The organism is Streptomyces specialis (assembly GCF_001493375.1).
Taxonomy (GTDB): domain Bacteria; phylum Actinomycetota; class Actinomycetes; order Streptomycetales; family Streptomycetaceae; genus Streptomyces; species Streptomyces specialis.
Map to the genome: position 1 here is coordinate 278362 of NZ_LN929893.1, position 26575 is coordinate 304936.

Consider the following 26575-nt stretch of genomic DNA (forward strand, 5'->3'; position numbering starts at 1 on the left):
CCGGAAGAGTCAAGCGGGGGTCAAGGAATCGTCAACACTTAGCTTACCAAACGACTTTTTTGGCTCCCGCCGTCCGCTTCCGGGGGCTCACCGTGCCCCACCCGCGCCTTACGGCATGATCCCAGGGTGACCAGACGACTGATGCTGCTCGACACCGCCTCGCTCTACTTCCGGGCCTACTTCGGCGTCCCGGAATCGGTGCGCGCCCCCGACGGCACGCCCGTCAACGCCGTGCGCGGCCTGCTGGACTTCATCGCCCGCCTCGTCCAGGACCACCGGCCCGACGAGCTGGTCGCCTGCCTGGACGAGGACTGGCGCCCGGCCTGGCGGGTGGAGCTGATCCCGTCGTACAAGGCGCACCGCGTCGCCGAGGAGGTCGCCGGGGGCGCCGACACCGAGGTGGTCCCGGACACCCTCACCCCCCAGGTGGCCGTGATCGACGACGTCCTCGACGCCCTCGGCATCGCCCGGCTCGGCGCCCCCGGCTACGAGGCCGACGACGTCATCGGCACCCTCACCGACCGGGCCGCCGGACCGGTGGACATCGTCACCGGGGACCGCGACCTGTTCCAGCTCATCGACGACGCCCGCGGCGTGCGCGTGCTCTACCCGGTCAAGGGCATGGCCACCCTGGCCGCCTTCGACGAGGCGGCGCTGCGCGAGAAGTACGGGGTGGACGGCCCCGGTTACGCCGACCTGGCGCTGCTGCGCGGCGACCCGAGCGACGGGCTGCCCGGCGTCCCCGGCATCGGCGAGAAGACCGCCGCCCGGCTGTTGGACCGCCACGGCGACCTCGCCGGCATCCCGGCCGCGCTGGACGCGCCGGGCGGCGGCCCGTTCACCCCGGCGCAGCGCAAGCGGCTGACGGAGGCCCGGCCGTACCTGGCGGTGGCCCCCCGCGTGGTGCGGGTCGCCCGGGACGTGCCGCTGCCCGACCACGACGCGACGCTGCCGGCCGGGCCGCGCGCCGCCGAGGCCCTGGACGCGCTCAACGCCCGCTGGGGCCTCGGCGGCCCGCTCACCCGCCTGCTGACCGCCCTGCGCCGCTGACCCCCCGGGGCGGGCCGGGGGCGGCGCCTACCCGACGGAGCTGTACGCCACCACGCCGCGCAGCATCTTGTCGACCGCCTTGCGGGCGTTGGCCGTCACCGTCCCGCCCTCCGGCGCCGCCGCCGCGATCTGGCCCAGGACGTCGATGACCTGCTTGCACCAGCGCACGAAGTCACCGGCGGGCATGTCGGCGTCCCGCAGGACCGCGTCCAGGCCGTGGCCCTGCGCCCAGCGGTAGGCGGGCCAGGCGAACCCGAGGTCCGGTTCTCGCTGGCCGACGCCCGTGGCCCGGCCGATGGCGTGCCGCTCCTCCAGCGCGTCCAGCCGGCCCCAGATCTTCACCATCTCGCCCAGCGCGTCCCGCGCCCTGCCGCCGGGCACCTCCGGCGGCGGGGCGTCGTCGGCGCTGCGGGTCTCGAAGACCAGGGCGGAGACGCAGGACGCCAGCTCGGCCGGGTCAAGACCCTCCCATACCCCCTCGCGCAGGCACTCGCTGGCCAGCAGGTCCAGCTCGCCGTAGAGCCGGGCCAGCCTGCGGCCCTCGGGCGTCACCTCGTCGCCGCGCAGATACCCCAGCTCGGTCAGGAGCGCCGCCACCTGATCGAAGGTGCGGGCGATGGTGTTGGTCCTGCCCTCGATGCGCCGTTCGAGCTGCCGCGTGTCCCGCTCCAGCCGGTAGTACCGCTCGGCCCAGCGCGCGTGGTCCTCCCGCTCGGCGCAGCCGTGGCACGGGTGGGCGCGGATCTCCGTCCGCAGCCGCCCGATCTCGGCGTCGTCGGCCGCCGCCGACCGCCCCTTGCGGTGCCGGCGCGGCACGGCGTGCCCGGCCTTGGACCGCAGCGCCGACGCCAGGTCGCGCCGGGACTGCGGGCTGCGCGGGTTGAACGACTTCGGGATCCGCATCCGGTCCAGCGGCTCCACCGGCACCGGGAAGTCCATCGACGCCAGCCGCTTGACCTGCCGCTGCTCGGTCAGCACCAGCGGGCGCGGCCCGTCGTGGTGGTCGAACCCCCGGTGCCCCGCGCTGCGCCCGGCGGGCATGCCCGGGTCCAGGACCAGGGCCAGCCCGGCGTACTTGCCGGTCGGCACGTGGATGATGTCGCCCGGCCTGAGCTGCTCCAGCGACGTGTGCGCGGCGGCCCGGCGCTGCGCCACGCCCTGCCGCGCCAGCTCGGTCTCCCGGTCCTTGAGGTCACGGCGCAGCCGCGCGTACTCCTCGAAGTCCCCCAGGTGGCAGGTCATCGCCTCCCGGTACCCGGCGAGCCCGGTCTCGTTGCGCTGCACCTGCCGCGAGATGCCCACCACCGAGCGGTCCGCCTGGAACTGCGCGAACGACGTCTCCAGCAGCTCCCGCGACCGGTGCCGCCCGAACTGCGACACCAGGTTGACCGCCATGTTGTACGACGGCTTGAACGACGACCGCAGCGGATAGGTCCGCGCCCCGGCCAGCCCGGCCAGGGCCGCCGGGTCCATGCCGCGCTGCCACAGCACCACCGCGTGGCCCTCGATGTCGATGCCGCGCCGCCCGGCGCGGCCGGTGAGCTGCGTGTACTCGCCGGGCGTGATGTCCGCGTGCTGCTCGCCGTTCCACTTGACGAGCTTCTCCAGGACCACGGAACGGGCCGGCATGTTGATGCCCAGGGCCAGGGTCTCGGTGGCGAAGACCGCCTTGACCAGCCCCCGGACGAACAGCTCCTCGACGATCTCCTTGAACGTCGGCAGCATCCCGGCGTGGTGCGCGGCGATGCCCCGCTCCAGGCCCTCCAGCCACTCGAAGTACCCCAGGACGTGCAGGTCCTCGTCGGGGATGGAGGCCGTGCGCCGCTCCACGATCTCCCGCACCCGGGTGCGGGCCGCCGCGTCGTTCAGCCGCAGACCCGCGTGCAGGCACTGCTGGACGGCCGCCTCGCAGCCCGCCCGGCTGAAGATGAAGGTGATCGCGGGCAGCAGGCCCTCGGCGTCCAGCCGGTCGATGCCCTCGACGCGGCTGGGCGGGTAGGCGCGGGCGCGCTGCCGCCGCTCGCGCTCCCGGTCGGCGGCGCGCTTGCGGTCGCGGCCGTCCCGGTACCGGTCGCGGGCGGTCCACGGGCGGGTGTTCTCCATCCGGGCCATGCGCAGCAGGTCCGGATTGACCTCCCGCTTCTCGCCCGACTCCTCGAACAGGTCGTACAGCCGGCGCCCGGCCAGCACGTGCTGCCACAGCGGCACCGGGCGGTGCTCGGAGACGATGACCTGGGTGTCGCCGCGGACGGTGTCCAGCCAGTCGCCGAACTCCTCGGCGTTGGAGACCGTGGCCGACAGCGAGACCAGGGTGACGGACTCGGGGAGGTGGATGATGACCTCCTCCCACACCGCGCCGCGGAAGCGGTCGGAGAGGTAGTGCACCTCGTCCATGACCACGTAGCCGAGGCCGTCCAGCGCCCGGGAACCCGCGTACAGCATGTTCCGCAGGACCTCGGTGGTCATCACGATGACGGGGGCGTCGCCGTTGACACTGTTGTCGCCGGTGAGCAGACCGACGCGGTCGGCGCCGTACCGCTTGACCAGATCGGTGAACTTCTGGTTCGACAGCGCCTTGATCGGCGTCGTGTAGAAACACTTCCGGCCCTGCTGGAGGGCGAGATGGACGGCGAACTCCCCGACGATCGTCTTGCCCGAGCCGGTGGGCGCCGCGACCAGGACGCCCTTGCCGGCCTCCAGGGCCTGGCACGCCTCGATCTGGAACGGATCCAGCCCGAAGTCGTACAACTCGCGGAACGGGGCGAGCGCGGTGGCCTGCTCGGCGGCGCGGCGCCGGGCGGCGGAGTAGCGCTCCGCGGGGCTCATGTGGTCGGTCATTGTGCCTACGAGCCTACCGGCCCCGCCCCGGACGGAGACGTGAACTTTCACTGGCCGCCCGGCGCCAGCAGCCGCACCGCGCCGGGCACGCACACGGCGGTGAGCGGCAGCGGTCCCAGGGGTTCACCGTCGGCGTACCCGGTGACGCCGGGGGCGTCGATCTCCACCCGGGCCGCCTCGGACACGGACACCGCCGGGTGGTCCAGGTGGGTCCCCCGGTACACGCGGGGGAAGACGCGCAGCAGCGTGGTCCTGCTGACCTCGCCGACCACGGTGACCGTGAACAGGCCGTCGTCCACCCGGGCGCCCGCGCAGATCCGCATGCCGCCGCCGTAGCTCGCCGCGTTGCCCACCGCGACCAGGGTCGCGTCGGTCTCCCGCCACGGGCCGCCGTCGAGCCGGAGCCGGAAGGGCACCGGCCGCAGCGCGGCCAGCTCGGCGACCATCGCCACGTCGTAGCGCCGGGGGCCGCGCGGCCACCGCATCCGGTTGCCCCGGTCGGTGACCCGGGAGTCGAAGCCGGACGCCAGCACGCTGCCGAACCACGCGTCCCCCACCCGCCCCTCTCTCTTCTCCCCATCGGCCGCTGCCGATCACGATGATTGTCTCTTTTACGCTTCTTATTCTCCCATCAATACCCATTTCAATATTATCATCCTTCCCCGTACAACTTACTTTACGATTTCACATGCTTTAAGGCGTGCATTTAAGCGAGGTGTGAATGCCACGTGTTTATCTTGTGAAGTGCCGTGCAGCCTCGGAAACTAGCGCTCTCCTGTTCGGCCAGGGCGTCAGATGGGTATGAGAGACAGGTCGGGGGAGACGCGGCGGCACCCGGGTCCCGGGTGGGCAGCCCGCAGGCGCGCGCCGTGTCGTTCCCCGTGCCGGCGGCGACGATGCCCAGCGGCGTGGCGGTGCCCGCGACCGCGCGCAGGGCCAGGGAGACCAGCCCGTCGCCGCCGACCGCGACCACGGCCCCGGGCCCCCGGGCCACCGCCGCCTCGGCCCGCCGCAGCGCGTCGGGCGCGTCCTGGCCGACGACGCTCCGGACCCGGAACCCGGCCTCCCGCAGCACCCGGGCGGCGGGCCGGGCGGCACGACCACCGCGGCCCCGGCCCGCCGCCGGATTGACGAGCAGGGTTATCTCACCGCTCACCGCTCACCCGCGGTCCCGCCGGTCACGTCGCGTCGTCGTAGCCGTTGACGTGCGACGGGCCGTCGTCCGGCGACGGGGCACCGACCCGCTCCACCGGCTCCAGGGTGGCCGGGGTGAGGTCCAGCGAGGACGCCTCGTCGTCGCTCAGCTCCGCGTCCGGATCGGCACTCCGCCTGCGCCGGTCGTTGAGGAGGGCGATGACGCAGGCCAGGAAATACAGCCCGGTGACGGGCACCTGGAGCGCGACCATCGACAGCAGGTCGGTCGGGGTGATCGCGGCGGCGAAGACGGCGATGCCGACCACCATCCAGCGCCACCAGCTCAGCATCCGCTGCCCGGAGAGCACGCCGCCGAAGTTCAGCATGACGAGCACCAGCGGCAGCTCGAAGGACAGGCCGAAGGCCAGAGCCATGCGGACGGTGAGGTCCAGCAGCTCCTCGACGGTGACGAGATTCTCCGCGCCCTCGGCGCTGAAGCTCAGCAGCACGGGGATGGCACGCGGCAGCAGCCAGTACGCGAAGTAGACCCCGGTGAGGAACAGCGGCACGCCGAACCCGACGACGGCGCTGGTGTACTTCTTCTCGTGCTTGTGCAGTCCGGGCGCGATGAACGCCCAGAACTGGTACAGCCACACCGGCGAGGACGCGATCAGACCGACCAGCAGGGAGACCCTGAAGAAGGTGGCGAACGGCGCGGTCAGGCCGTTCTGCGTGAGCCGGGCGCACCGGTCGATGGCGCTGTCGGTGTCGTTGACCTCGTCGCACTCGGGAAGCGGCTCGGTGAGGACATCCATGATGTCCTGGGCGAAGAACAACGCGATGATCGTGATCGCCAGGATCGCCGCCATCGACACCCCGAGCCGGTTGCGCAGCTCCCGAAGATGCTCGGTGAGAGGCATCCGCCCCTCGGGGTCCTTCTCCTTCTTGCGCGTGGCCTTCGGCACCCCACGTCCTCATCTCGTAGGGGGGCCGGCACCACGCCGGCCACCCGCTCTCACTGCTGGGTCGACAGTACGTCAGCCCTGCGTCGTGCCCCTGGGCTCGTCCACCGGGCGCGCGGCGGCCGTGTCACCCGGGGCGGACTGGATGGTCCTGGGCGCGGTGCCCGGCGCGGCGCCGTCCGCGCCGGCGGGGGGCTGGTCGCCCTTCATCGCGGATGTCTCGCTCTTGAGGATCCGCATGGACTTGCCGAGCGCGCGGGCGGTGTCCGGCAGGCGCTTGGAGCCGAAGACGACCACGACGACAAGGGCCACGAGGAGGATGTGCCATGCGGAAAGCGAGCCCATATCGTCCGTCCACTTCTGATCGGGAGAGATCTGTCCGCCGTGCCGGCCCCCGGATGTTTTCCGGCCGGTGGCACGAGCCGCAATTTTAACTCCCGCCGGTGAACAACGGGCAATGCCCGGACGTCCGCCTATTCTCCGCGGCCGTCCGGTCCCGTCCCGCTGTCCGGGCCGTCGGCGCTGTTCATGACATACATCCGGCCGGCCGCGCCGCCCCGGGCGGCCAGCGGCGCGGCGGACCGTTCGAGTTCGTCGACGGCCCGGCTGATCCGCTCGGCGCTGTCGCCCACGGCCCGCGCGAACCGGCGGACCTCGATGCCGACGCGCACCGCCAGAACCGCGAGGACCGCGACTCCGCAGAACGCGAGCGTGAGCTGGAACATGGGCCAGAACATCGCTACGGGGTCTCCTCGTACAGGTCCAGGGCGGCGCGGGCCGCCGCCCGGGCGCTGTCCGCCAGCTCCGGCGGCGAGACGATCCTGCCGTCCCCGCCGAGCCGCAGCGCCAGCCGGCGCAACGTGGCCGGGTCAGGGGTCCGCAGCGTGACCCGCAGCCCGCCGTCGGGCAGCTCCTCGGCCGTGTCGTGCGGATAGTACTCGGCGACCCACCGGCCGCCCGGCCCGACCTCGATCACCACCTCAGGATCGGAGGGCGCGGGCTGCACCAGCCCCTCGCTCAGGTCCCTGGGCTCGACGGGCGGCGGGTCGGCCGGGGTGTCCAGCAGCTCGATGCGGGCCACCCGGTCCAGCCGGAACGTGCGCCGCGCCTCGGTCCTGCGGCACCACGCCTCGACATAGGTGTGGCCGAGCGCGAAGAGCCGGATCGGGTCGATCTCCCGGTCGGTCAGCTCGTCGCGGCCCGGCGAGTAGTAGCGGATGAGGAGCCTGCGGCGCTCGGTGATCGCCCGGTCCACGACGGCGAAGACGCCGCCCTCGGCCTCGAAGGTGACCGACAGCCGGGAGCTGGCGCCGGCGCTCTCCCCGGCCGCCGCCTCCAGCTTGGCCGTGGCGCGCAGCAGCGCGTCCTTGTCGCCGTCCCGCAGCCCGGGCAGCGTCGCGACGGCGCGGGCGGCGACCAGCAGGGCCGTCGCCTCGTCGGCGGCGAGCCGCAGCGGCTGGCCGGTGCCGGAGCCGACGGCGTCCGCGTTGTGCCACCAGATGTGCTCGCCGTCGGTGTCGATGTCGAGCAGGTCGCCGCCGCGGAAGCTGGTGCCGCACATGGGCAGCACGTTGAGGTCGGAGATCAGCTCGTCCTCCGAGATCCCGAAGGCGCGCGCCACCTCGTCGACGCGGGCGCCGGGGCGCTCGCGCAGATAGGTCACGAGCGACAGCATCCGCCGGGTCCTGTCGATGGCGGTGGTCGCCATGTCCGCTCCTCTCCTTCCTCTCCCCTGGTGTCCCCGCGTCCCCGCGCGTCCCGCTCAGCCCTTGGCGACCGCGCGCAGCCGGTCCACCACGTCCGCCCGCAGCTCGGCGGGCTCCAGCACCACGACGTCCGGGCCGAACTCGGCGAGCCAGGCGTCGAGTCCGTGCCCGTAGGGGATCTCCAGCTCGTCCCAGTCGGCGTCCACGGCGGAGATCCGGGCCGCGCGGGCGCGCAGCGGATACCCGGAGCCCGCCCGCAGCCTGATCCGCGCCTGGCCCGTGGCGTGCTCCCCCGCCCAGCGCGCGACGCTCTCGCGGACCGCGACCTGGCCGGGGACCTCGGTGGTGAAGGCGCCGGAGCGCGACCGGACACGGCCGACGATCCGGGAGAGCCGGAACACACGCGCGGCGCCCCGGTCGCGGTCGAACCCCGCCAGGTACCAGTGGCCGCGCCAGCACTCCAGGGCCCACGGCTCGACCTGCCGGGTGTCGGCACGGACCGCGTTGCCCTTGCGGTAGGCGAACGTGACGGGCCGCCGGTCGCGGCAGGCGATCATCAGGGGCTCGAACGCCGCCTCGCCCGCGGGCACCCGCGGCTCCAGCGCGCTGTAGGTCTCCCGCTCCTCCTCGGCCAGCGGCATGCCGGCCGCCCGCAGCTTCTGCAGAGCGCCGCTGGCGGCCCCGGCGAGCCTGGCCTGCTGCCAGACACGGGCGGCCACGCCGAGCGCGGCGGCCTCCTCGGCGTCGAGGGTGACGGGCGGAAGCTGATTGCGGTCACGGCGCGCGACATAGCCGACATCGCCGTCGAGGCTCTCGACGGTCTCGATGATCATGCCCAGCTCGCGCAGGTCGTCCTTGTCGCGCTCGAACATCCGGTTGAACGCGTCCTCGGAGGCGACCTCGATGTACGCCTCGATGGAGGTCCGCAGCTCCCGCTTGCTCAGGGGGCGGCCCGTGCCCAGCAGGCACAGGGCAAGATTCATCAGCCGCTCGGCCTTGGCAATCGCCATCGGCGCGTCGCCCTCCCTCCTCAACTCCCCGCTGCGCGAACGCGGTGGGCCCATCCCGCAGGGGATGGGCCCACCGTACCGCCTGTCCGGATCAGGCCGAGACCAGATCGCAGACGAAGATCAGGGTCTCGCCCGGCTTGATCCGGCCGCCACCGGCTCCCGCGTCCCCGTACGCCAGGTGCGGGGGGATGGTGAGCTGCCGCCGGCCGCCGACCCGCATGCCCTGCACGCCGCGGTCCCAGCCGGGGATGACCTGGCCGGCGCCGAGCTGGAAGCGGAGCGGGGTGCCCCGGTTCCAGCTCGCGTCGAACTCCTCGCCGGTGCTGAAGGCGACGCCGACGTAGTGCACGGAGACCTGGGCGCCCGCCTCGGCGGCCGGGCCCTCGCCCTCCCAGATGTCCTTGATCTCCAGATCGGCCGGGGGCTCGCCACCGGGGAAGTCGATCTCGGGCTTGTCGATGCTCACGGGAAACTCTCCTACGACTGTCGCTGTGTGACGGGCCGCCGAGGGGCGGCCGTTAGACCGTGCCGACGATGTCGACGACGAAGACCAGGGTGGCGTCGCCGGGGATGCCGCTGTTCCCCTCGGCGCCGTAGGCCAGGTCGGGCGGGATGACCATCAGCACCCGGTCGCCCACGTGCTTGCCGACCAGCGCCTGGTCCCAGCCCGCGATGACCGAGCCGGTGCCGATCTGGAAGCCGGAGGCCGCGCCCCGGTCCCACGAGGAGTCGAACTTCTCGCCGCCGTCCCACAGGACGCCGGTGTACTGGGCGACCAGGCCCTGGCCGGCCTCGACCTCGGCGCCGTCGCCCTCGATGAGCACCTGCTCCTGGAGCTCCGCCGGCGGGTCCTGGTCCTCGGGGATGGTGATCGTGGCCGGCTCCTCGGCGGGCGCCGCCCCCTCGGGCAGGCCCTCCTCGGCCGCCGCCTGCTCGCCCTCGGCCGAGCCCTGCGGGTCGATGGCGGCCGTGGCCGCGATGTCGAAGACCCAGATCACGCCGTCGTCCCCGGGGATGCCCGCGTCCTCGGCCCCCGCGCCCAGCATCTCGCTGACCCGGCCCTCGACGAGGATCCGGCTGCCGACCTTCTTGCCGACCAGGGACTCGGTCGCGCTCTGCGGCAGCGACGACTCGACACCCGGCTGCACCACGTACTGCGTGGGCGGGGCGTCGGCGCCCGCGCCCTCGGCGGCCCAGGTGTTGACCAGTTCCAGATCGGCGTTGGCGATACGGCCGACGACGCCGAGGCGGACGAAGTCCCCCTCGGCCACCTTCGCGCCGTCGCCCTCGGTGACGACCTCGGTGACGGTCTCCTCACCGAACTCGGCGTCCTCCTCGACCGTGATCTCCGGCTGCTCGCCGAGTTCACCCGAGACGGAGGCGACCGGCTCGCCGGACGGTGGGGAGGAGGAGTCGTCGGAACCACAGGCGGCGGCCCCCGCGAGGAAGGCGGGTACGGCCAGCACCGCGACGATGCGGCGCGCTCGTTTGGTGAGGATCATCAGTCCAACTTGGCGGTAGGCACGGCCGGGGCGGGACCCCGCTGGTCCCGCCCCACCCTACGGCCTCCGCCGCCCCGCACGGCGGGCGGCTTCACCCGGACCGCCCGTCACATGCCGGCGATCAGCTTCTCCACGCGCTCGTCCACCGACCGGAACGGGTCCTTGCACAGCACGGTGCGCTGCGCCTGGTCGTTCAGCTTCAGGTGCACCCAGTCCACGGTGAAGTCCCGCCGCTGCTCCTGCGCCCGGCGGATGAAGTCGCCCCGGAGCCTGGCCCGCGTGGTCTGGGGCGGGACCGACTTGCCCTGGAAGATCTTCAGGTCGTTGCACACCCGCTGGGCCTGGCCCTTGCGCTCCAGCAGGTAGTACAGCCCCCGGCGGCGGTGGATGTCGTGGTACGCGAGGTCTATCTGCGCGACGCGCGGGTGCGACATCGTCAGGTTGTGCTTGGCCCGGTACCGCTCGATGAGCTGGTACTTCATGACCCAGTCGATCTCGGTGTTGATCTTGTCCAGCTCCTGGGCGCGGATGGACTCCAGCGCCCGGCCCCACAGCTCCAGCACCTGCTCGGTGACCCCGGTGCGCATGCCCCGGCGCTCGCAGAAGTCGAGTGCCTTGTCGAAGTACTCCTGCTGGATCTCCAGCGCCGACGCCTCCCGCCCGGTGGCGAGCCGCACCTTGCGCTGGCCGGTGATGTCGTGGCTGACCTCGCGGATGGCCCGGATCGGGTTCTCCAGGGTGAGGTCGCGCATGACCGTGCCGGCCTCGATCATGCGCAGCACCAGGTCGGTGGCGCCGACCTTGAGCAGCATGGTCGTCTCCGACATGTTCGAGTCGCCGACGATGACGTGCAGCCTGCGGTACCGCTCCGCGTCGGCGTGCGGCTCGTCACGGGTGTTGATGATGGGGCGCGAGCGGGTGGTCGCGGAGCTCACGCCCTCCCAGATGTGCTCGGCGCGCTGGCTGACGCAGAAGACCGCGCCGCGCGGGGTCTGGAGGACCTTTCCGGCGCCGCAGATCATTTGGCGGGTGACGAGGAACGGGATGAGCACATCCGCGAGACGGGAGAATTCGCCGTGCCGGGCCACGAGATAGTTCTCGTGGCAGCCGTACGAGTTGCCCGCGGAGTCGGTGTTGTTCTTGAACAGGTAGACGTCGCCGGCGATGCCCTCCTCGTGGAGCCTGCGCTCGGCGTCGACGAGCAGGCCCTCGAGAATGCGCTCACCAGCCTTGTCGTGGGTGATGAGCTCCGTGACGTTGTCACACTCGGGCGTCGCGTATTCGGGGTGCGAGCCGACGTCCAGATAAAGCCGGGCGCCGTTGCGCAGGAACACGTTGCTGCTGCGACCCCATGACACGACTCGGCGGAAGAGGTACCGCGCCACTTCGTCCGGGGACAGCCGTCGCTGACCGCGGAACGTGCAGGTGACGCCGTACTCGTTCTCCAGCCCGAAGATTCGGCGATCCATGAGTGAACATTACGCCTGATGCCCGGTTCTGAAACCGGGTCCGACCGCGGCGTTTCGATCAATTCGCGATTCCGCCTCCCCGCCGGAGGAGCCCCCCGGAGCGGCGAGAACACGCCGGGTCACGATCAGCACCAGCGCGGCGAGCAGGCCGCCGAGCCCGGCCACGGCGAAACCGGCCGGATCCCGCCCCCACCCCACGGCCGGGCCCACGGCGGCGGTGCCCGCGGCGGCGCCGACCCCGAACGTGGTCACCAGCCAGGAGAACGCCTCGGTGACGGTGCCGACGGGCGCGTGCCGGTCGATGACCACGAAGGCGCACGCCAGGGCGGGCGCCAGGAACAGCCCGGAGACCCAGGCGAGCAGCGACATCACGAGCGGGGAGCCGGGCGTCGTCGCCAGCGGCAGGTAGCAGGCGGCCAGGGCGGCCACCAGCACCCTCAGCCGCCGTTCCGGCTCCCCGCCCCAGTGCCGCGCGCCGTACCAGAGGCCGCCGACCAGGGCTCCGGCGCCCAGCGCGGAGAGCAGATAACTGGCCACGATCTCGTCGCCCCGGCGCTCCGCGTAGGCCACCGAGGCCACGGAGATCGCGCCCAGGGCCGCGCCGACGAAGAAGAAGCAGCCGAGCAGGGCGAGCAGGCCGGGCGAGCGGAGGGCGCCGAGCCAGTGCGCGTCACGGGCGGCGCCGCGCCAGCGGCGGGACGGGCCGGAGACGACGACGGACAGCGCGCCGAACAGGCCGAGCACGTTGATCACCAGCAGGGCGGCGGCCTCCGAGTGGACGGCGACCAGCAGCATCACGACCAGCGGCCCCCCGGCGAACATGACCTCCTGCGCCACCGCGTCCAGCGCGTAGGCGCGGTGCACCCGGTCGGCGCGGTCCAGCACGCCGGGCCACAAGGCCCGCAGACCGCCCTCCAGCGGCGGTGTGGCCACGCCGGCGACCAGGATGGCCCCGGCCGCCAGCGGCAGCGATCCGGTGCCCACGAGGGCGAACAGGGCCATGGCCAGTGCCGAGAGGGCGGCGGCGGGCAGCATCACCGGGAGCTGCCCGTGCCGGTCGACCAGGCGCCCCAGCAGCGGCTGGCCGACTGCGGTGGCCAGCCCGTAGACAGCGGCGAGCGCCCCGGCCAGGGAGTAGCCGCCGCCCTCCGCCCGGGCGAACAGGACGATGGCCAGCGGCGCGGTCGCGTTCGGCAGACGGCCGACCAGCGTGCCGGTCAGCAGCCGCAGCACGTGACGCTCCCGCAGCAGCTCCAGGTACCCCGTGGCCATGCCTCACTCCCCGCCCGTGTTCGAATGAAGTGTTACGTATAACCTGACCAGTGTACGTACGATGGCCGGATCCCGGCAGACTCGTCCAGGCGGCAGGCAGGCAGAAGTGAGCGACGCGATCCCGTCGAGGCCCACCAGCCGGGACGTGGCCCAGCACGCCGGGGTGTCCCAGGCGACGGTCTCGCTCGTGCTCGGCGACCGGTGGCGGGGCCGGGTCTCCCCGGCCCGGGCCGAGGCGGTCCGGGCCGCCGCGCGGGAGCTGGGGTACCGGCCGAACCTGGCCGCCCGCAGCCTGCGGCTCGGCCGCAGCCGCACGGTCCTGGTGGTGGTGCCGTCGCTGACCAACGAGTTCTTCGCCCGGATGCACGCCGGGGCCGTCCGGGTGGCCGCCGGGGAGGACGTCGGGGTGGTGCTCTACCCCTCGCCCGAGGGCGTCGGCCCGGCCCGCGACCCGTTCGCCTCGGCGAGCGCCACGCTCGACGGCGTGCTGGCGTCCTCCATGGCCGTCGAGGCGCTCGCCGCGCTGCGCGAGGGCGGGCTGCCGCTGGTCATGCTGGACAGCGAGCCGCACGGCACCGCGTCCGCCACCGTCAACCCCGACATCGCCGCCGGGATGCGGCTGGTCGCCGCCCATCTGCTCGGTCTCGGACACCGCCGCTTCGCGCACATCGCGGCGGACGTGGACTCCTGGACGTTCCGGGTGCGGGCCCGGGTGCTCGCCGGGGAACTGGCCTCGGTGCCCGGCGCGCGGCTCGTGCGGACCGAACGGGCGCCGATCGCCGTGGCGGGCGGCCTGGCCGCGGCGACCCGCGTCCTGGAGGCGACGGGTCCGCACCGGCCCACGGCCCTGGTGTGCGACGACGACATGCTGGCCGTCGGCGCCTGCAAGGCGGTCCGGCGCCTCGGGCTCCGGGTGCCGGAGGACGTCTCGGTGACGGGCTTCGACGACCTGACCGTGGCGACGGCCGTCGAGCCCGAGCTGACCACGGTGGCGCTCCCCGCCGAGGAGCTCGGCGCCACGGGGATGCGCGCCCTGCTCCCCGCCCTGGCCGGCGGCCCCGCCGGCACGACGGTCCTCCCGGTGACCCTCAGCCGCCGGGGCTCGACGGCGCCGCCCACCGGCCCCTGACGACGGCGGTGGGGGTGCCCGGACCGTGGTCCGGGCACCCCCACCGTCACGCGTCGTGGCGCCGTCTCACTCCTGCTCGTCGGCCGGGGCCGACTCGCCGCCCGCCTCCAGCAGGCGGGCGAGCTGACGGCTCGGCAGCCGCTTGAACTTCCGCTGCTGCGGGCGCGTCCGGTCCAGCACCGCGACCTCCAGCTGGTCGGCCGTCAGCTCCCGCTCGCCGCCGCCGTTGCTGTCCCGGGTCAGGGACTCGACGGCCAGCCGCAGGGCCTCGCCCAGGTCCATGTCGTCGCGGTGACGCTGGCTCAGGTAACTGCCGATCTGGTCGGAGTTGCCGCCCACGGCGACCGAGCCGTGCTCGTCGATGATCGAGCCGTCGTGCGGCAGCCGGTAGATCTCGTCGTCCGCCGGCGTCTCACCGACCTCGGCCACCAGCAGCTCCACCTCGTACGGCTTCTCGGCGGCGCTGGAGAAGATGTTGCCGAGCGTCTGGGCGTAGAGGTTGGCCAGCCCGCGGGCGGTCACGTCCTCGCGGTCATAGGTGTATCCGCGCAGGTCGGCGTAACGGGTGCCGCCGATGCGGAGGCTCTCGTACTCGTTGTACTTGCCCGTCGCCGCGAAGGCGATCCGGTCATAGATCTCGCTCACCTTGTGCAGCGCGCGCGAGGGGTTCTCGGCGACGAACACGATGCCGTCGGCGTACTGCAGCACGACCAGGCTCCGCCCGCGCGCGATGCCCTTGCGGGCGTACTCGGCGCGGTCGGCCATGGCCTGCTGGGGTGAGACATAGAACGGCGTCGACACCGGCTACTCGTCCCTTCCTGTCCGTCAGAAGTCTTCAGCTCTACCGCACCGGAATCTACAGAACCGGGGCCTGCGGCCCGTTGGGCAGTTGGAGACGGCCCTCGTGCACGGTCCTGGCGATCTCGGAGACCTCGGCCTCGGTGAGCCTGCGGAACCCATCCTCGGTGATCACCGTGACGATGGGGAAGATCCGCCGGGCGAGATCGGGTCCGCCGGTGGCGGAGTCGTCGTCGGCCGCGTCGTACAGCGCCTGGACGACGGCCGTGGCCGTCTGCTGCTCGGTGAGGTCGGGGCGGTGCAGCTTCTTCAGCGCGCCGCGCGCGAAGATCGAGCCGGAGCCGACGGCGGCGAAGCCCAGCTCCTCGGAGCGACCGCCGGTCACGTCGTAGGAGAAGATCCGGCCCTTCTCGCGCTCCAGGTCGTACCCCGCGAACATCGGGACCACGGCGAGGCCCTGCATGGCCATCCCCAGGTTCCCCCGGATCATGGTGGAGAGCCGGTTCGCCTTGCCCTCCAGGGAGAGCACGTGGCCCTCGACCTTCTCGAAGTGCTCCAGCTCCAACTGGAACAGCTTCACCAGCTCGACCGCCAGCCCCGCGGTGCCGGCGATGCCGACCGCGGAGAACTCGTCGGCGGGGAAGACCTTCTCCACGTCGCGCTGGGCGATCATGTTGCCCATGGTGGCCCTGCGGTCACCCGCCAGCACGACACCGCCGGCGAAGGTGGCCGCCACGATGGTGGTGCCGTGCACGGTCTCGAACGAGCCCTCGATCGGCGGCAGCGCACGGGCGCCGGGGAGCCGCTCCGGCGCGTAGTCGGACAGGAAGTCGAGGAACGAGGAGGACCCCGGCCGCAGGAAGGCCGCCGGGAGGCGCCCCTGATCGTGCGAGTTGGCTGCCACAGGATTCCTTCCAGGTAGGAGAAACGGTCCGCTGCCCCGGTCCGGTGGTGCGGCCGGGGCAGCGGCGGCGTATGCGAATGGACCCTACCCGTCACATGGCGATGATCCACACGGGTCGCGGAGCGGCCCGACGGCCGGGACTACTGGCCGCCCTTCTGGACGAAGCTGCGGACGAAGTCCTCCGCGTTCGACTCGAGAACCTCGTCGATCTCGTCCAGGACGGAGTCCACATCGTCGGTCAGGGCTTCCTGCCGCTCCTTGAGGTCCTCCGAGACCTCGGCGTCCTGGGTCTGCTCCTCGGTCTCTTCGCTCGTGCGCGACGCCCTCTGCTGGCCGCCGCCGGTGTCCTTGGTCGCCATCTCCCTCACCCCATGCTCAGTTCGACGTGACAAGATCAGACCCTACTAGCCGGGGCTGACATCGGCCTTTCGTGGTTACAACGTCCGGGGACCACCTCCATGATTCCCGGATCGGGGGGAAATCAGCCGCCGGACAGCGCCCGGACCAGCTCCTCCGCGGTGGCGCAGCGGTCCAGCAGGTCCTTGACGTGCTCCCGCGTCCCGCGCAGCGGGTCCATCGTGGGCACCCGCTGGAGCGAGTCGCGGCCCGGCAGGTCGAAGATCACCGAGTCCCAGGACGCGGCGGCCACGTCGTCCGCGTACTGCTCCAGGCAGCGCCCGCGGAAGTAGGCCCTGGTGTCCTCCGGCGGCTCGCTCCGCGCGTGCAGGACGTCCTCCTCGGACAGCAGCCGGACCATCCGGCCCCGGGCCGCGAGACGGTTGTACAGGCCCTTGTCGGGGCGGACGTCGGCGTACTGGAGATCCACCAGGTGGAGGCGCGCGGCGTCCCAGTCCAGGCCGTCCCGGCGGCGGTAGCCCTCCATCAGCTCGCGCTTGGCCACCCAGTCCAGCTCCCGGGACAGGCTCATCGGATCCCGCTCCAGGCGGGTGAGCACGTCCTCCCAGCGGGTGAGCACGTCCACGGTCTGCGGGTCGGCGTCCGCGCCCCAGCGCTCCTCGACGTACTTGTGGGCCAGCTCGTAGTACTCCATCTGGAGCTGGACGGCGGTCAGTGTCCGGCCGCTGCGGAGCGTGACCAGCTCCTTGAGGCCCGGGTCGTGGCTGACCCGGTGCAGGGTGCGCACCGGCTGGTCGACGGCCAGGTCCACGGCGATGAAGCCGTCCTCGATCATCGACAGGACCAGCGCGGTGGTGCCCAGCTTGAGGTAGGTGGAGATCTCGGCGAGGTTGGCGTCGCCGATGATCACATGGAGCCGGCGGTAGCGCTCGGCGTCGGCGTGCGGCTCGTCCCGCGTGTTGATGATGGGCCGCTTGAGGGTCGTCTCCAGGCCGACCTCGACCTCGAAGTAGTCCGCGCGCTGGCTGAGCTGGAAGCCGTGCTCGCCGCCGTCCTGGCCGATCCCGACCCGGCCCGCGCCGCAGACGACCTGGCGGGAGACGAAGAACGGCGTCAGGTGGCGCACGATCTCCGAGAAGGGGGTCTCCCGCTTCATCAGGTAGTTCTCGTGCGTGCCGTAGGAGGCGCCCTTGTTGTCGGTGTTGTTCTTGTAGAGGTGGATCGGCTGCGCGCCCGGGACCTCGGCGGCCCGCCGGGCGGCCTCGGCCATGATCCGCTCGCCGGCCTTGTCCCACAGCAGGGCGTCCATCGGACTGGTCGTCTCGGGGGCGCTGTACTCGGGGTGCGCGTGGTCGACGTAGAGCCGGGCGCCGTTGGTCAGGATGACGTTCGCCAGGCCGATGTCCTCGTCCGTGAGCTGGCTGGCGTCGGCGTTGTCCCGGGCCAGGTCGAAGCCGCGGGCGTCGCGGCGCGGGTTCTCCTCCTCGAAGTCCCACCGGGCGCGCCTGGCACGGTGCATGGCCGCCGCGTACGCGTTCACGACCTGGGAGGAGGTGAGCATGGCGTTGGCGTTCGGGTGGCCCGGAACGGAGACGCCGTACTCGGTCTCGATGCCCATCACTCGCCGTACAGTCATGAAGCCCTCCTTGGCCGGCGGCGACCCTCCACCGTGCCGCCGCCGGTTACGAGCCTAGGGGACACGGGCTGCGCTGCGGAGGTCACTGCGGGTTTCCTTTGGGACTGTCAGGGAAAACGCCCGGCTGCGGGGCCGCCTCGCGGGCCCCGCAGCCGGACGCTGTGTGCGCTACAGGTACTGTCCGGTGTTCGCCACCGTGTCGATGGACCGTCCGGTGTCGCCGCCCTGCTTGCCGGTGACGAGCGTGCGGATGAAGACGATCCGCTCGCCCTTCTTGCCGGAGATGCGGGCCCAGTCGTCCGGGTTGGTCGTGTTGGGCAGGTCCTCGTTCTCCTTGAACTCGTCGACGCACGCGGCGAGCAGGTGGGAGACGCGCAGACCCTTCTGGTCGTGGTCCAGGAAATCCTTGATGGCCATCTTCTTGGCCCGGTCCACGATGTTCTGGATCATGGCGCCGGAGTTGAAGTCCTTGAAGTACAGGATCTCCTTGTCACCGTTGGCGTAGGTGACCTCCAGGAAGCGGTTCTCCTCCGTCTCGGCGTACATCTGCTCCACGACGGTCTGGATCATGCCCCCGACCGTCGCGTCACGGTTGCCGTTGTGCTCCGACAGGTCTTCCGCGTGGAGGGGGAGCGTCGGGGTGAGGTACTTGGAGAAGATGTCGCGCGCGGCCTCCGCGTCCGGGCGCTCGATCTTGATCTTCACGTCGAGCCGGCCCGGGCGCAGGATCGCCGGGTCGATCATGTCCTCGCGGTTCGAGGCACCGATGACGATGACGTTCTCCAGGCCCTCCACGCCGTCGATCTCGGAGAGGAGCTGCGGGACGATGGTGTTCTCCACGTCCGAGCTGACGCCCGAGCCGCGGGTGCGGAAGAGGGAGTCCATCTCGTCGAAGAAGACGATGACGGGTGTGCCCTCGCTGGCCTTCTCACGGGCCCGCTGGAAGACCAGACGGATGTGCCGCTCGGTCTCGCCGACGTACTTGTTCAGCAGCTCGGGGCCCTTGATGTTGAGGAAGAAGCTCTTCCCCGCGGGCTTGCCGGTGACCTCCGCGACCTTCTTGGCCAGCGAATTGGCGACGGCCTTGGCGATCAGCGTCTTGCCGCAGCCGGGCGGGCCGTAGAGGAGGACGCCCTTGGGCGGGCGCAGCTCGTGCTCGCGGAACAGGTCGGGGTGCAGATACGGGAGCTCGACGGCGTCCCGGATCAGCTCGATCTGGCCGCCGAGGCCGCCGATCTGCGTGTAGTCGATGTCGGGGACCTCTTCGAGGACGAGCTCCTCGACCTCGCTCTTGGGCACGACCTCGTAGACATACCCGGAGCGGGGCTCCAGCAGGAGCGCGTCACCGGCCCGCAGCGTGACGTCCATGAGCGGATCGGCGAGCTTGACCACCCGCTCCTCGTCGGTGTGGCCGACCACCAGGGCGCGCTCGCCGTCCTCCAGGACTTCCTTGAGGGTGACGATGTCCCCGGCGCTCTCGAACTCCATCGCGGCGACCACGTTGAGCGCCTCGTTGAGCATGACTTCCTGGCCGCGCCGGAGCTCGTCCGTCTCGATGCCGGGACTGACGTTCACCCGGAGCTTGCGGCCACCGGTGAAGATGTCGGCCGTGCCGTCCTCGTTGGCACACAGGAAAACACCGAAGCCTGAAGGCGGCTGGGCGAGCCGGTCGACTTCCTCCTTCAGGGCGACGATCTGGTCACGCGCCTCGCGCAGCGTGCTGGCCAGTCGCTCGTTCTGCGCCGAGACGCCCGCCAGATTGGTCTGCAGCTCGACGATCCGCTCCTCGAGAATCCGAGTGTGGCGCGGAGAGTCGGCCAGCTTTCGCCGCAGGACGGTGATCTCCTGCTCAAGGTCGGCAATCTGCCGGGCCGGGTCGTCGGAACCCCGACCGGGCCGGATGCCGCGGTTGCTGTCGTCATTCTGGGATACCACGGTCCTCACCTCCTCCAAGGGGAGCTGGACGCTTCCAGACCCTACCTGGACCGGTGCAGTTCGAAACCCCTAGATCACAAAGACGGTCGGGGGTGTGTCCGATCTTCACCCTTGCGCACTCCCTCACGCCAGGGGAATACCCACGCTTTCCCGTCGGAAAGCTGACCGCTGTATGGTCGTAACCGGTCAACACCCGCCAGGGATGGCTCTCTTTGGTTCACACCCACGAGGAACGGTAGGCCGTATGACCGCGCAGGGCGAAGCCGCCGAGGAGCTTGAGGTCTGGATCGATCAGGATCTCTGCACGGGGGACGGGATCTGTGCCCAGTATGCCCCGGAAGTGTTCGAGCTGGACATCGACGGGCTCGCCTATGTGAAGCCGCCGGCCGCGCCCGGCACCGAGGCCGACCTGCTGACGGCGCCGGGTGCGACCGCCCCGGTCCCGCTGCCGCTGCTGGCCGACGTGACCGCCTCGGTCAAGGAGTGCCCCGGGGAGTGCATCCACGTCCGGCGAGTCTCCGACCGGGTCGAGGTCTACGGGCCGGACGCCGATTAGCCCGTCCGGCCCGGCCGGTGGGGTCAGACGCTGTTGGGGGTCGGGGCGGGGCGCAGTTCCAGGCGGCCGTCCTGCCAGACCCAGCTCACGTCGCGGCGCAGATCGGGGCAGCACCGGGGCACGTCGGGCGAGGAGTAGCCGACGAGCCGCGCGCTGATCGTGCCGTCGCCAGCCGTCTCCAGCCCGTCGACGGTCATCCCCTCGGCCGGGTCCACCAGGGTTTCCGCGAGGACCGCCGCGTCCTCGGCGCCGCCACCGTCCTCGCCGGACCCCGTGAGCAGATACAGGCCGTGCGGCGGCGTGCCCGAGCCGGCGTCGCAGCGGACCGCCGCGACGGTCTCGGGCCATCCGTCCCCGCCGAGGTCCAGGGTGGCCCGGTCGGTGACGACGACGCCCAGCGATCCGCAGTCCAGCGGGAAGTCGACGGTCCCGGGATCGGGTGCCGGACGGGGCTCCCCGCGCGGGTCGGCGGCGGGCGCGGCCACCGTGCCCGGTTCCGCGGTCGCGTCGGACGGCTGGCAGAGGGCGGCGACCGCGGTCACGGTGGCGAGGAAGGCCGCGGTGACGAGCCAGTGGACGGTACGGGTGCGGGTGTGCGGAAGGTCGTGACCTGCCGGGAGCTGCACGCGAGTGTCTCCAGGGAAGGGTGGGGTGTGAGAAATGACACGGTGCGGGACCTGCGCGACAGCAGGTGTCGGCATCGTGCCATATCTCACAACGCCCCGGAACGGCGGGGGTCCCTTCGGACCGGCCCTCAGTCCTCAGCCGCGTCGCCGCTCCCGGCGCCTGAGCCCGAGCCGGGCCCGGTGTAGTCCGCGCCGTAGGCGCCGGGCGCCGGGCGCCTGCGGCGCAGCGGCGGGGTGACCCCGTCGGCCAGGCGGCGGGCGGTGAGGAGGAAGCCCGTGTGGCCGATCATCCGGTGGTCGGGGCGGACGGCGAGGCCCTCCACGTGCCAGGTGCGGACCATGGTCTCCCAGGCCCTCGGCTCGTTGAACGTGCCGTGCTCGCGGATCGACTCCACCGTGCGGGCGAGCTGCGTGGTGGTGGCGACGTAGGCGCAGACGATGCCGCCGGGTACGAGGGCCTTGGAGACGGCGTCCAGGCACTCCCAGGGCGCCAGCATGTCGAGGATGACGCGGTCGACGTCGGTGTCCGAGAGCTGGTCCTGGAGGTCCCCGACGGTCAGCGACCAGGCCGGGTGCGGGCCGCCGAAGTACCGGGTGACGTTCTCCCGGGCGATGTCGGCGAAGTCAGCGCGGCGTTCGTAGGAGTGGAGCATGCCCTGGTCGCCGATGGCGCGCAGCAGGAAGGTGCTGAGGGAGCCGGAGCCGACTCCGGCCTCCACCACGCGGGCGCCGGGGAAGATGTCGGCCATGGCCAGGATCTGCCCCGCGTCCTTGGGGTAGACCACGGCGGCGCCGCGTGGCATGGACAGGACGTAGTCGGGGAGCAGGGGGCGCAGCGCGAGGTAGGCGACGTTTCCGGTGGTGCGGACGACGGTGCCCTCGGGCGCGCCGATCAGCTCGTCGTGCGGGAAGGCTCCCTTGTGGGTGTGGAAGCTCTTCCCCGCTTCGAGCGTGAACGTGTAGTGGCGACCCTTGGGATCGGTGAGCTGGACCTGGTCCCCGACCTGGAAGGGCCCGCGACGGCGGGCTGCACCGGTCGGTTCGGACATGGACGACAGCCTAGTCCAGGCCGGGTCACCCGGTTGACCGCGGTCCCGCCGGGGGGCTGTGACGGGCCATCGCGTCGATGAAGGCGCGTTCCACGTCGCTGGTGGACAGCACGCCGTAGATCTCGCCGCCCTCCTCGACCACCAAGTACTCACTGGCGGGGGTGGTCCGCAGGTGCTCCAGGAGCCCTTCGCCGCCGAGGTCGGCGGGGACGCGCATGCCGTCGGTGAGGTCCTGGGCGAGGGTGCCGACCGCGACCCAGGGGCGGCGGTGCTGGGGGATGCCGGCGATGCCGGACTCGCGCACGACCGAGACCGGGCTGCCGTCGGCGTCGACGACGACCAGGGCGCGTGCCCCGGCGTCGTTGGCGCGGCGCAGCGCCTCCGACAGCGGGGTCTCGCCGGTGACGGGGACGGCCCTGCGGGTCAGGGACCGGGCGTTGAGCCGGGGCAGGCGCTCCCGGAGGCGGGCCATGCGCAGGCTGTTGCCCGCCCCGGTCCAGATGATGGCGGCGAGGATCGCGGCCAGCAGCGCGTCCGTGAGGGATTCCAGGCCGGCGAACGACTGGCGCTCCCCGACCGAGCCCAGGTGGGTGGCGAGCGGGAAGCCGATCAGGACGACGATGGCCAGCGCCCGGCCGGTCCAGGCGGCGGCGACCGTGCCGGTCATGGGGTTGCCGGACAGCCGCCACACCACGGCGCGCAGCATCCGGCCGCCGTCCAGGGGAAGGCCGGGCAGGAGGTTGAAGACGGCGACGATGAGGTTGGAGACCATCAGGCCGGCCAGCAGCACCCCGGGGACGGTGTCGGACTCGACGGCCAGCAGCCCGGCGTAGAAGACGCCGGAGAGGACGAGCGAGAGCAGGGGGCCGGCGCCGGCGAGCACGAACTCCCGGCCGGGGGTCTGGGACTCCTTCTCGATCTCCGACACGCCGCCGAAGAACTGGAGCTGGATGCGGCGCACCGGCAGGTCGAAGCGGAGCGCGGCGAGGGTGTGGGCGAGTTCATGGACGAGCACGGAGGCGTAGAAGGCGACGGCGAAGAAGAGCGAGACGAGATACCGGCCGCCGCCGAGGCCGGGCAGCACGCGGTCGAGCTGGTTGCCGAAGAACCAGGTGATGAGCGCCGCGACCAGGAACCAGCTCGGCGCGACATAGACGGGGACGCCGAAGAGGCGGCCCATCAGGAACCCGCCGCCGGCCCCCGCGGGGCGCCGCGGCCTGTCGCTCTCGGAGTCTCCCACCGGTTCCCCTCGTCGCGTCGCGCCCGCGCGTGCCGTGCGTGCGGGCTCGGAGTCGATGGTATGCGGCTGCCTGTCAGTGACGCGCCGTAGGGTTCGCGCATGACCGGTTCCTCCGCGACGCCTCCCGACTCGCTTTCCCCTTCCCGGGCCGCCGACTTCATGCAATGTCCGCTGCTCTACCGCTTCCGGGTGATCGACAGGCTCCCCGAGGAGCCGAGCGCGGCGGCGACGAGGGGGACGGTCGTGCACGCCGTTCTTGAGCGTGTGTTCGACGCCCCGGCCGGTGAGCGCGACGCGCGGCGGGCCCGTTCGCTGGTGGCCGGCGAGTGGGAGCGGCTGCTGGCGAAGCGTCCGGAGCTGGCGCGGCTGTTCACCGAGGAGAAGACCGAGGGGGACGAGGGGGCCGGGGCGGACGAGGGCGCGCCGGACGCGGCCCGGCTGGCCAAGTGGCTGACCGAGGCGGAGGAGTTGGTCGAGCGGTGGTTCTCCCTGGAGGACCCGGCCCGGCTGGAGCCCGCCGAGCGGGAGCTGTTCGTGGAGACGCGGCTGGACTCGGGGCTGCGGCTGCGCGGGGTGATCGACCGGGTGGACATCGCCCCGACCGGGGAGATCCGCATCGTCGACTACAAGACGGGCAAGGCGCCCCGGGCGGAGTACGCGGCGGAGGCCCTGTTCCAGATGAAGTTCTACGCCCTGGTGCTGTGGCGGCTGCGGGGCGCGATCCCGCGGCGGCTCCAGCTCGTCTATCTGGGCAGCGGCGACGTCCTGACGTACGACCCGGTCGAGGCCGATCTGCGGAGCGTGGAGCGGAAGCTGCTGGCGCTGTGGGACGCCATCCGGCGGGCGACGGAGACCGGTGACTGGCGGCCGAGGCCGGGCCGGCTGTGCGACTGGTGCGATCACCGGTCGCGCTGCCCGGAGTTCGGCGGCACTCCCCCGCCCTATCCGCTGATGATCCAGCCGCGGCTGCCGCTCGACGAGGCGGCCGGCACGGACGCCGGGGCGGCGGCCGGGTCCGCCGGGGCGCTGCCGTGAGCCAGAATGGGCGACGGCCGCCGGAGATTTCGCCGTCCCACCGATCGAGGGGTGCCCCCATGCCCGTCCGCGTTCTGCTCGTCGACGACCAGCCGCTGCTGCGCACCGGGTTCCGGATGATCCTGGAGGCCGAGCAGGACATCGCGGTGGTCGGTGAGGCCGGGGACGGCCTGCAGGCGCTGGAGCAGGTGCGGGCGCTCCAGCCGGACGTGGTGCTGATGGACATCCGGATGCCGCGGATGGACGGGGTGGAGGCGACGCGGCAGATCACCGGCCCGGAGAAGGACGGCCCGGCGAAGGCGCTGGTGCTGACGACCTTCGACCTCGACGAGTATGTGGTGGAGGCGCTGCGGGCGGGCGCGAGCGGGTTCCTGCTCAAGGACGCCCCGGCGGCGGAGCTGGTGCAGGCGATCCGGGTGGTGGCGGCGGGCGAGGCGATGCTGGCCCCCAGCGTCACGCGGCGGCTGCTGGACATGTACGCGGGGAAGCTGCCCTCGGGCGAGGAGCAGGTCCCGGACGCGCTGAGCACGCTGACGGACCGCGAGGTCGAGGTGCTGAAGCTGGTGGCGCGCGGCCTGTCGAACGCGGAGATCGCGGCGGACCTGTTCGTCAGCGAGACGACCGTCAAGACCCATGTGGGGCATGTGCTGACCAAGCTGGAGCTGCGGGACCGGGTGCAGGCGGCCGTGTTCGCCTACGAGAGCGGCCTGGTCCGGCCGGGCAGCTAGGGTCGTTCCGTCCCCGCTCTATCCCTTCTTGGCGATCTCCCCGAAGCGGAAGACGCCGGCGGCGTCCAGGGTCCACTGGAGGCCGTCGATGTCCGCGGCGGCGACGGCGTACTGCCGGCTCTGCGAGATCGGGATGAGCGGGAGTTCCTCGGCGACGATGTCCTGGAGCTCCGCGAAGTCGGCGGCGGTGCGGCTCCGGTCGGTCTCGGCGGCGGTGCCGGGGAGCAGTTCGTCGGTGATGCGCGGGGACTCGTAGTGGTTCGCCAGCACGCTGTCCTCGCCGAAGAAGGGCGCCGTGAAGTTCTCCGGGTCGGGGTAGTCGGGCACCCAGCCGCGGGCGTGGACGGCGTAGTCGCCCTCGGCCAGGCCCTGTTCGAAATTCTCGGCGCCGACCGTGCGGACCGTCGTGTCGAACAGGCCGCTCGCGTCGAGCTGGGCGGCGATGTGCTCGAACGCGGCGAGGGTGTCGGCGCCGAAGCGGGCCGGGCTGACCCACAGGGTCAGTTCGACCGGTTCGGTGATGCCGGACGCGCGCAGGGCCTCCTCGGCGGCACCGGGGTCGGGCCGGTCGCCGTAGCGGTCGAAGAAGGACGCGGTGTGGCCGGTGATCCCGGCCGGGACGACCGAGTACAGCGGCTCGGCGGTGCGCCGGTGGACGTCGCGGACGAGCGCGGTCCGGTCGATCAGGTGGGCCACGGCCCGCCGTACGCCGATGTCGCCCGCCACCGGGTCGTCCAGGTCGAACACGAGGTACCGCGCCTCGGGGCCGGTGCCGTCGACGACCTGGAGGGAGCTGTCGCCGCTGAGGGCGGCGGTCTCCAGCCCGGCGATGTCCCCGGCGGCGAGCCCGCGGTGGGCGACGTCCACGGCGCCGTCCCGGACGGCCTCGCCGAGCGCCTCCTGGTCGCCGTGGAAGAACCGCAGGGTCACTCCGGAGTTCCGCACCTCGGCGGGGCCGCGGTAGTCGCCGTTGACGCCGAAGACGGCCTCGTGGTCCTCGAAGCCCTCCAGGGTGTACGGACCGGAGCCGACGGCCTCGCCGTCGGTGCGCGGGGCGTCCGCCGGGTAGGCGCGGTGGTCGACGATCGCCCCGGCGCCGGAGGCGATCTTCTGCGGGAAGGTGGCGTCGGGGCGGGTGAGGTGGAAGGTGACGGTGTGGTCGTCCGGGGTCTCGATCCGCGCGATGGTGGACAGCAGCGCCGCCGGGCCGTCGGGGTCGGCGATGCGCAGCGTCCGGTCGAAGGAGAACTTGACGTCCTGCGCGGTGAGTTCGTTGCCGTTGCTGAACGTCAGGTCGTCGCGGAGGGCGCAGGTGTAGCGGCGGCTGACGCGGTCGGTGAAGCCGCACTGCTCGGCGGCCTCGGGGCGCGGTTCGGTGCCGCCGGGCGGGAAGCTCAGCAGGGACTGGAAGACGTTGCCGAAGAGCAGCCAGGACCCGGGGTCGTAGCCCGACGCCGGGTCCGTGGCGGGCACGTCGTCGGTCGTTCCGACGACGATCGGCGCGCCCTCGCCGGGGTCGCCGTCCCCGCCGATCAGGCCGCAGCCGCTCGCCAGCAGCGCGACGGCGAGTCCCACGGCGAGGGGGAGGGAGGTCCCCGGGGCGCGTTTCCTCACGTGGCTTCCTCGTGGTCCGCTGCGG

24 protein-coding genes and 2 pseudogenes are annotated in these 26575 nt (G+C 72.3%); 5 read left to right on the forward strand and 21 right to left on the reverse strand.

Annotation, left to right across the window (positions count from 1 at the left end; translation table 11 throughout):
- Positions 1-141: 141 nt before the first annotated feature.
- Entirely contained in the window at positions 142-1050 is a 909-nt protein-coding gene (locus BN2279_RS11045; RefSeq protein ID WP_079032063.1) for a 5'-3' exonuclease, read from the forward strand.
- Between the two features lie 27 nt (positions 1051-1077).
- Here BN2279_RS11045 and BN2279_RS11050 read toward each other — a convergent pair whose 3' ends face one another.
- The 12 genes and pseudogenes from BN2279_RS11050 to BN2279_RS11105 all read right to left on the reverse strand — a co-directional run bounded on the left by BN2279_RS11050 (position 1078) and on the right by BN2279_RS11105 (position 12943).
- Complete coding sequence (locus BN2279_RS11050) at positions 1078-3888, reverse strand: DEAD/DEAH box helicase (protein WP_059008523.1); 2811 nt, start codon at positions 3886-3888, stop codon at positions 1078-1080.
- A 47-nt stretch (positions 3889-3935) separates the two neighbouring features.
- Positions 3936-4451, reverse strand: a pseudogene (locus BN2279_RS11055) (sphingosine kinase); the annotation flags it as partial.
- 263 nt (positions 4452-4714) lie between these two features.
- Positions 4715-5044 (reverse strand): annotated as a pseudogene (locus BN2279_RS11060) (diacylglycerol kinase family protein); the annotation flags it as partial.
- A gap of 22 nt (positions 5045-5066) precedes the next feature.
- On the reverse strand, positions 5067-5987 hold the full coding sequence (gene tatC / locus BN2279_RS11065) for a twin-arginine translocase subunit TatC (protein WP_059008524.1): 921 nt from the start codon (positions 5985-5987) through the stop codon (positions 5067-5069).
- A gap of 72 nt (positions 5988-6059) precedes the next feature.
- A complete protein-coding gene (gene tatA / locus BN2279_RS11070; protein ID WP_059008525.1) occupies positions 6060-6329 on the reverse strand; it encodes a Sec-independent protein translocase subunit TatA in 270 nt (89 codons plus the stop codon).
- 128 nt (positions 6330-6457) lie between these two features.
- Positions 6458-6721 (reverse strand): hypothetical protein, encoded by a 264-nt coding sequence (locus tag BN2279_RS11075; RefSeq protein WP_234347740.1) that lies wholly within the window; start codon positions 6719-6721, stop codon positions 6458-6460.
- A gap of 2 nt (positions 6722-6723) precedes the next feature.
- A complete protein-coding gene (locus tag BN2279_RS11080; protein WP_059008526.1) occupies positions 6724-7692 on the reverse strand; it encodes a helix-turn-helix transcriptional regulator in 969 nt (322 codons plus the stop codon).
- A 54-nt stretch (positions 7693-7746) separates the two neighbouring features.
- The gene (locus tag BN2279_RS11085; RefSeq protein WP_059008527.1) at positions 7747-8700 is read right to left on the reverse strand and encodes a helix-turn-helix transcriptional regulator; all 954 of its coding nucleotides are present in this window, start codon (positions 8698-8700) and stop codon (positions 7747-7749) included.
- A 91-nt stretch (positions 8701-8791) separates the two neighbouring features.
- On the reverse strand, positions 8792-9166 hold the full coding sequence (locus tag BN2279_RS11090; RefSeq protein ID WP_059008528.1) for an FKBP-type peptidyl-prolyl cis-trans isomerase: 375 nt from the start codon (positions 9164-9166) through the stop codon (positions 8792-8794).
- A 52-nt stretch (positions 9167-9218) separates the two neighbouring features.
- The gene (locus tag BN2279_RS11095) at positions 9219-10202 is read right to left on the reverse strand and encodes an FKBP-type peptidyl-prolyl cis-trans isomerase (protein ID WP_059008529.1); all 984 of its coding nucleotides are present in this window, start codon (positions 10200-10202) and stop codon (positions 9219-9221) included.
- A gap of 107 nt (positions 10203-10309) precedes the next feature.
- Positions 10310-11671, reverse strand: coding sequence for a Pup--protein ligase (gene pafA / locus BN2279_RS11100; protein WP_059008530.1), 1362 nt, complete (start codon positions 11669-11671; stop codon positions 10310-10312).
- A 9-nt stretch (positions 11672-11680) separates the two neighbouring features.
- On the reverse strand, positions 11681-12943 hold the full coding sequence (locus BN2279_RS11105; protein WP_059008531.1) for an MFS transporter: 1263 nt from the start codon (positions 12941-12943) through the stop codon (positions 11681-11683).
- A gap of 61 nt (positions 12944-13004) precedes the next feature.
- Here BN2279_RS11105 and BN2279_RS11110 point away from each other — a divergent pair, with 61 nt between their 5' ends.
- Positions 13005-14072: a LacI family DNA-binding transcriptional regulator gene (locus BN2279_RS11110; protein ID WP_079032065.1), complete on the forward strand. Its 1068-nt coding sequence runs from the start codon at positions 13005-13007 to the stop codon at positions 14070-14072.
- 66 nt (positions 14073-14138) lie between these two features.
- On the opposite strand, the gene prcA is transcribed toward BN2279_RS11110, so the two are convergent.
- From prcA to arc, 5 genes are all read right to left on the reverse strand, one after another.
- Positions 14139-14873, reverse strand: coding sequence for a proteasome subunit alpha (prcA, locus tag BN2279_RS11115; protein ID WP_059008533.1), 735 nt, complete (start codon positions 14871-14873; stop codon positions 14139-14141).
- 55 nt (positions 14874-14928) lie between these two features.
- The gene (prcB, locus tag BN2279_RS11120; RefSeq protein WP_059008534.1) at positions 14929-15774 is read right to left on the reverse strand and encodes a proteasome subunit beta; all 846 of its coding nucleotides are present in this window, start codon (positions 15772-15774) and stop codon (positions 14929-14931) included.
- 140 nt (positions 15775-15914) lie between these two features.
- A complete protein-coding gene (locus BN2279_RS11125; RefSeq protein WP_049567989.1) occupies positions 15915-16133 on the reverse strand; it encodes a ubiquitin-like protein Pup in 219 nt (72 codons plus the stop codon).
- A gap of 122 nt (positions 16134-16255) precedes the next feature.
- A complete protein-coding gene (gene dop, locus BN2279_RS11130; protein WP_059008535.1) occupies positions 16256-17767 on the reverse strand; it encodes a depupylase/deamidase Dop in 1512 nt (503 codons plus the stop codon).
- Between the two features lie 168 nt (positions 17768-17935).
- Positions 17936-19720, reverse strand: a complete 1785-nt coding sequence (arc, locus tag BN2279_RS11135; protein WP_407702226.1) for a proteasome ATPase — start codon at positions 19718-19720, stop codon at positions 17936-17938.
- A gap of 226 nt (positions 19721-19946) precedes the next feature.
- Here arc and BN2279_RS11140 point away from each other — a divergent pair, with 226 nt between their 5' ends.
- Positions 19947-20258 carry a ferredoxin gene (locus BN2279_RS11140; RefSeq protein WP_059008537.1) on the forward strand — a complete coding sequence of 104 codons (312 nt, stop codon included), beginning with the start codon at positions 19947-19949 and terminating at the stop codon, positions 20256-20258.
- Between the two features lie 23 nt (positions 20259-20281).
- Here the strand turns inward: BN2279_RS11140 and BN2279_RS11145 are convergent, their stop codons facing one another.
- The 3 genes from BN2279_RS11145 to BN2279_RS11155 form a co-directional block, all read right to left on the reverse strand.
- Positions 20282-20884, reverse strand: a complete 603-nt coding sequence (locus BN2279_RS11145; protein ID WP_059008538.1) for a hypothetical protein — start codon at positions 20882-20884, stop codon at positions 20282-20284.
- Positions 20885-21012: 128 nt separating this feature from the next.
- Entirely contained in the window at positions 21013-21933 is a 921-nt protein-coding gene (locus BN2279_RS11150; protein WP_059008539.1) for a tRNA (adenine-N1)-methyltransferase, read from the reverse strand.
- A 25-nt stretch (positions 21934-21958) separates the two neighbouring features.
- Positions 21959-23113 carry a site-2 protease family protein gene (locus BN2279_RS11155; protein ID WP_234347775.1) on the reverse strand — a complete coding sequence of 385 codons (1155 nt, stop codon included), beginning with the start codon at positions 23111-23113 and terminating at the stop codon, positions 21959-21961.
- A 159-nt stretch (positions 23114-23272) separates the two neighbouring features.
- Between BN2279_RS11155 and BN2279_RS11160 the strand changes: the two genes are divergently transcribed.
- Both BN2279_RS11160 and BN2279_RS11165 read left to right on the forward strand, forming a co-directional pair.
- Positions 23273-24208, forward strand: a complete 936-nt coding sequence (locus BN2279_RS11160; protein WP_059008541.1) for a RecB family exonuclease — start codon at positions 23273-23275, stop codon at positions 24206-24208.
- Positions 24209-24267: 59 nt separating this feature from the next.
- The gene (locus BN2279_RS11165; protein ID WP_059008542.1) at positions 24268-24936 is read left to right on the forward strand and encodes a response regulator; all 669 of its coding nucleotides are present in this window, start codon (positions 24268-24270) and stop codon (positions 24934-24936) included.
- Positions 24937-24954: 18 nt separating this feature from the next.
- Here BN2279_RS11165 and BN2279_RS11170 read toward each other — a convergent pair whose 3' ends face one another.
- Positions 24955-26550, reverse strand: coding sequence for an ABC transporter substrate-binding protein (locus BN2279_RS11170; protein ID WP_059008543.1), 1596 nt, complete (start codon positions 26548-26550; stop codon positions 24955-24957).
- Positions 26551-26575 lie beyond the last annotated feature (25 nt).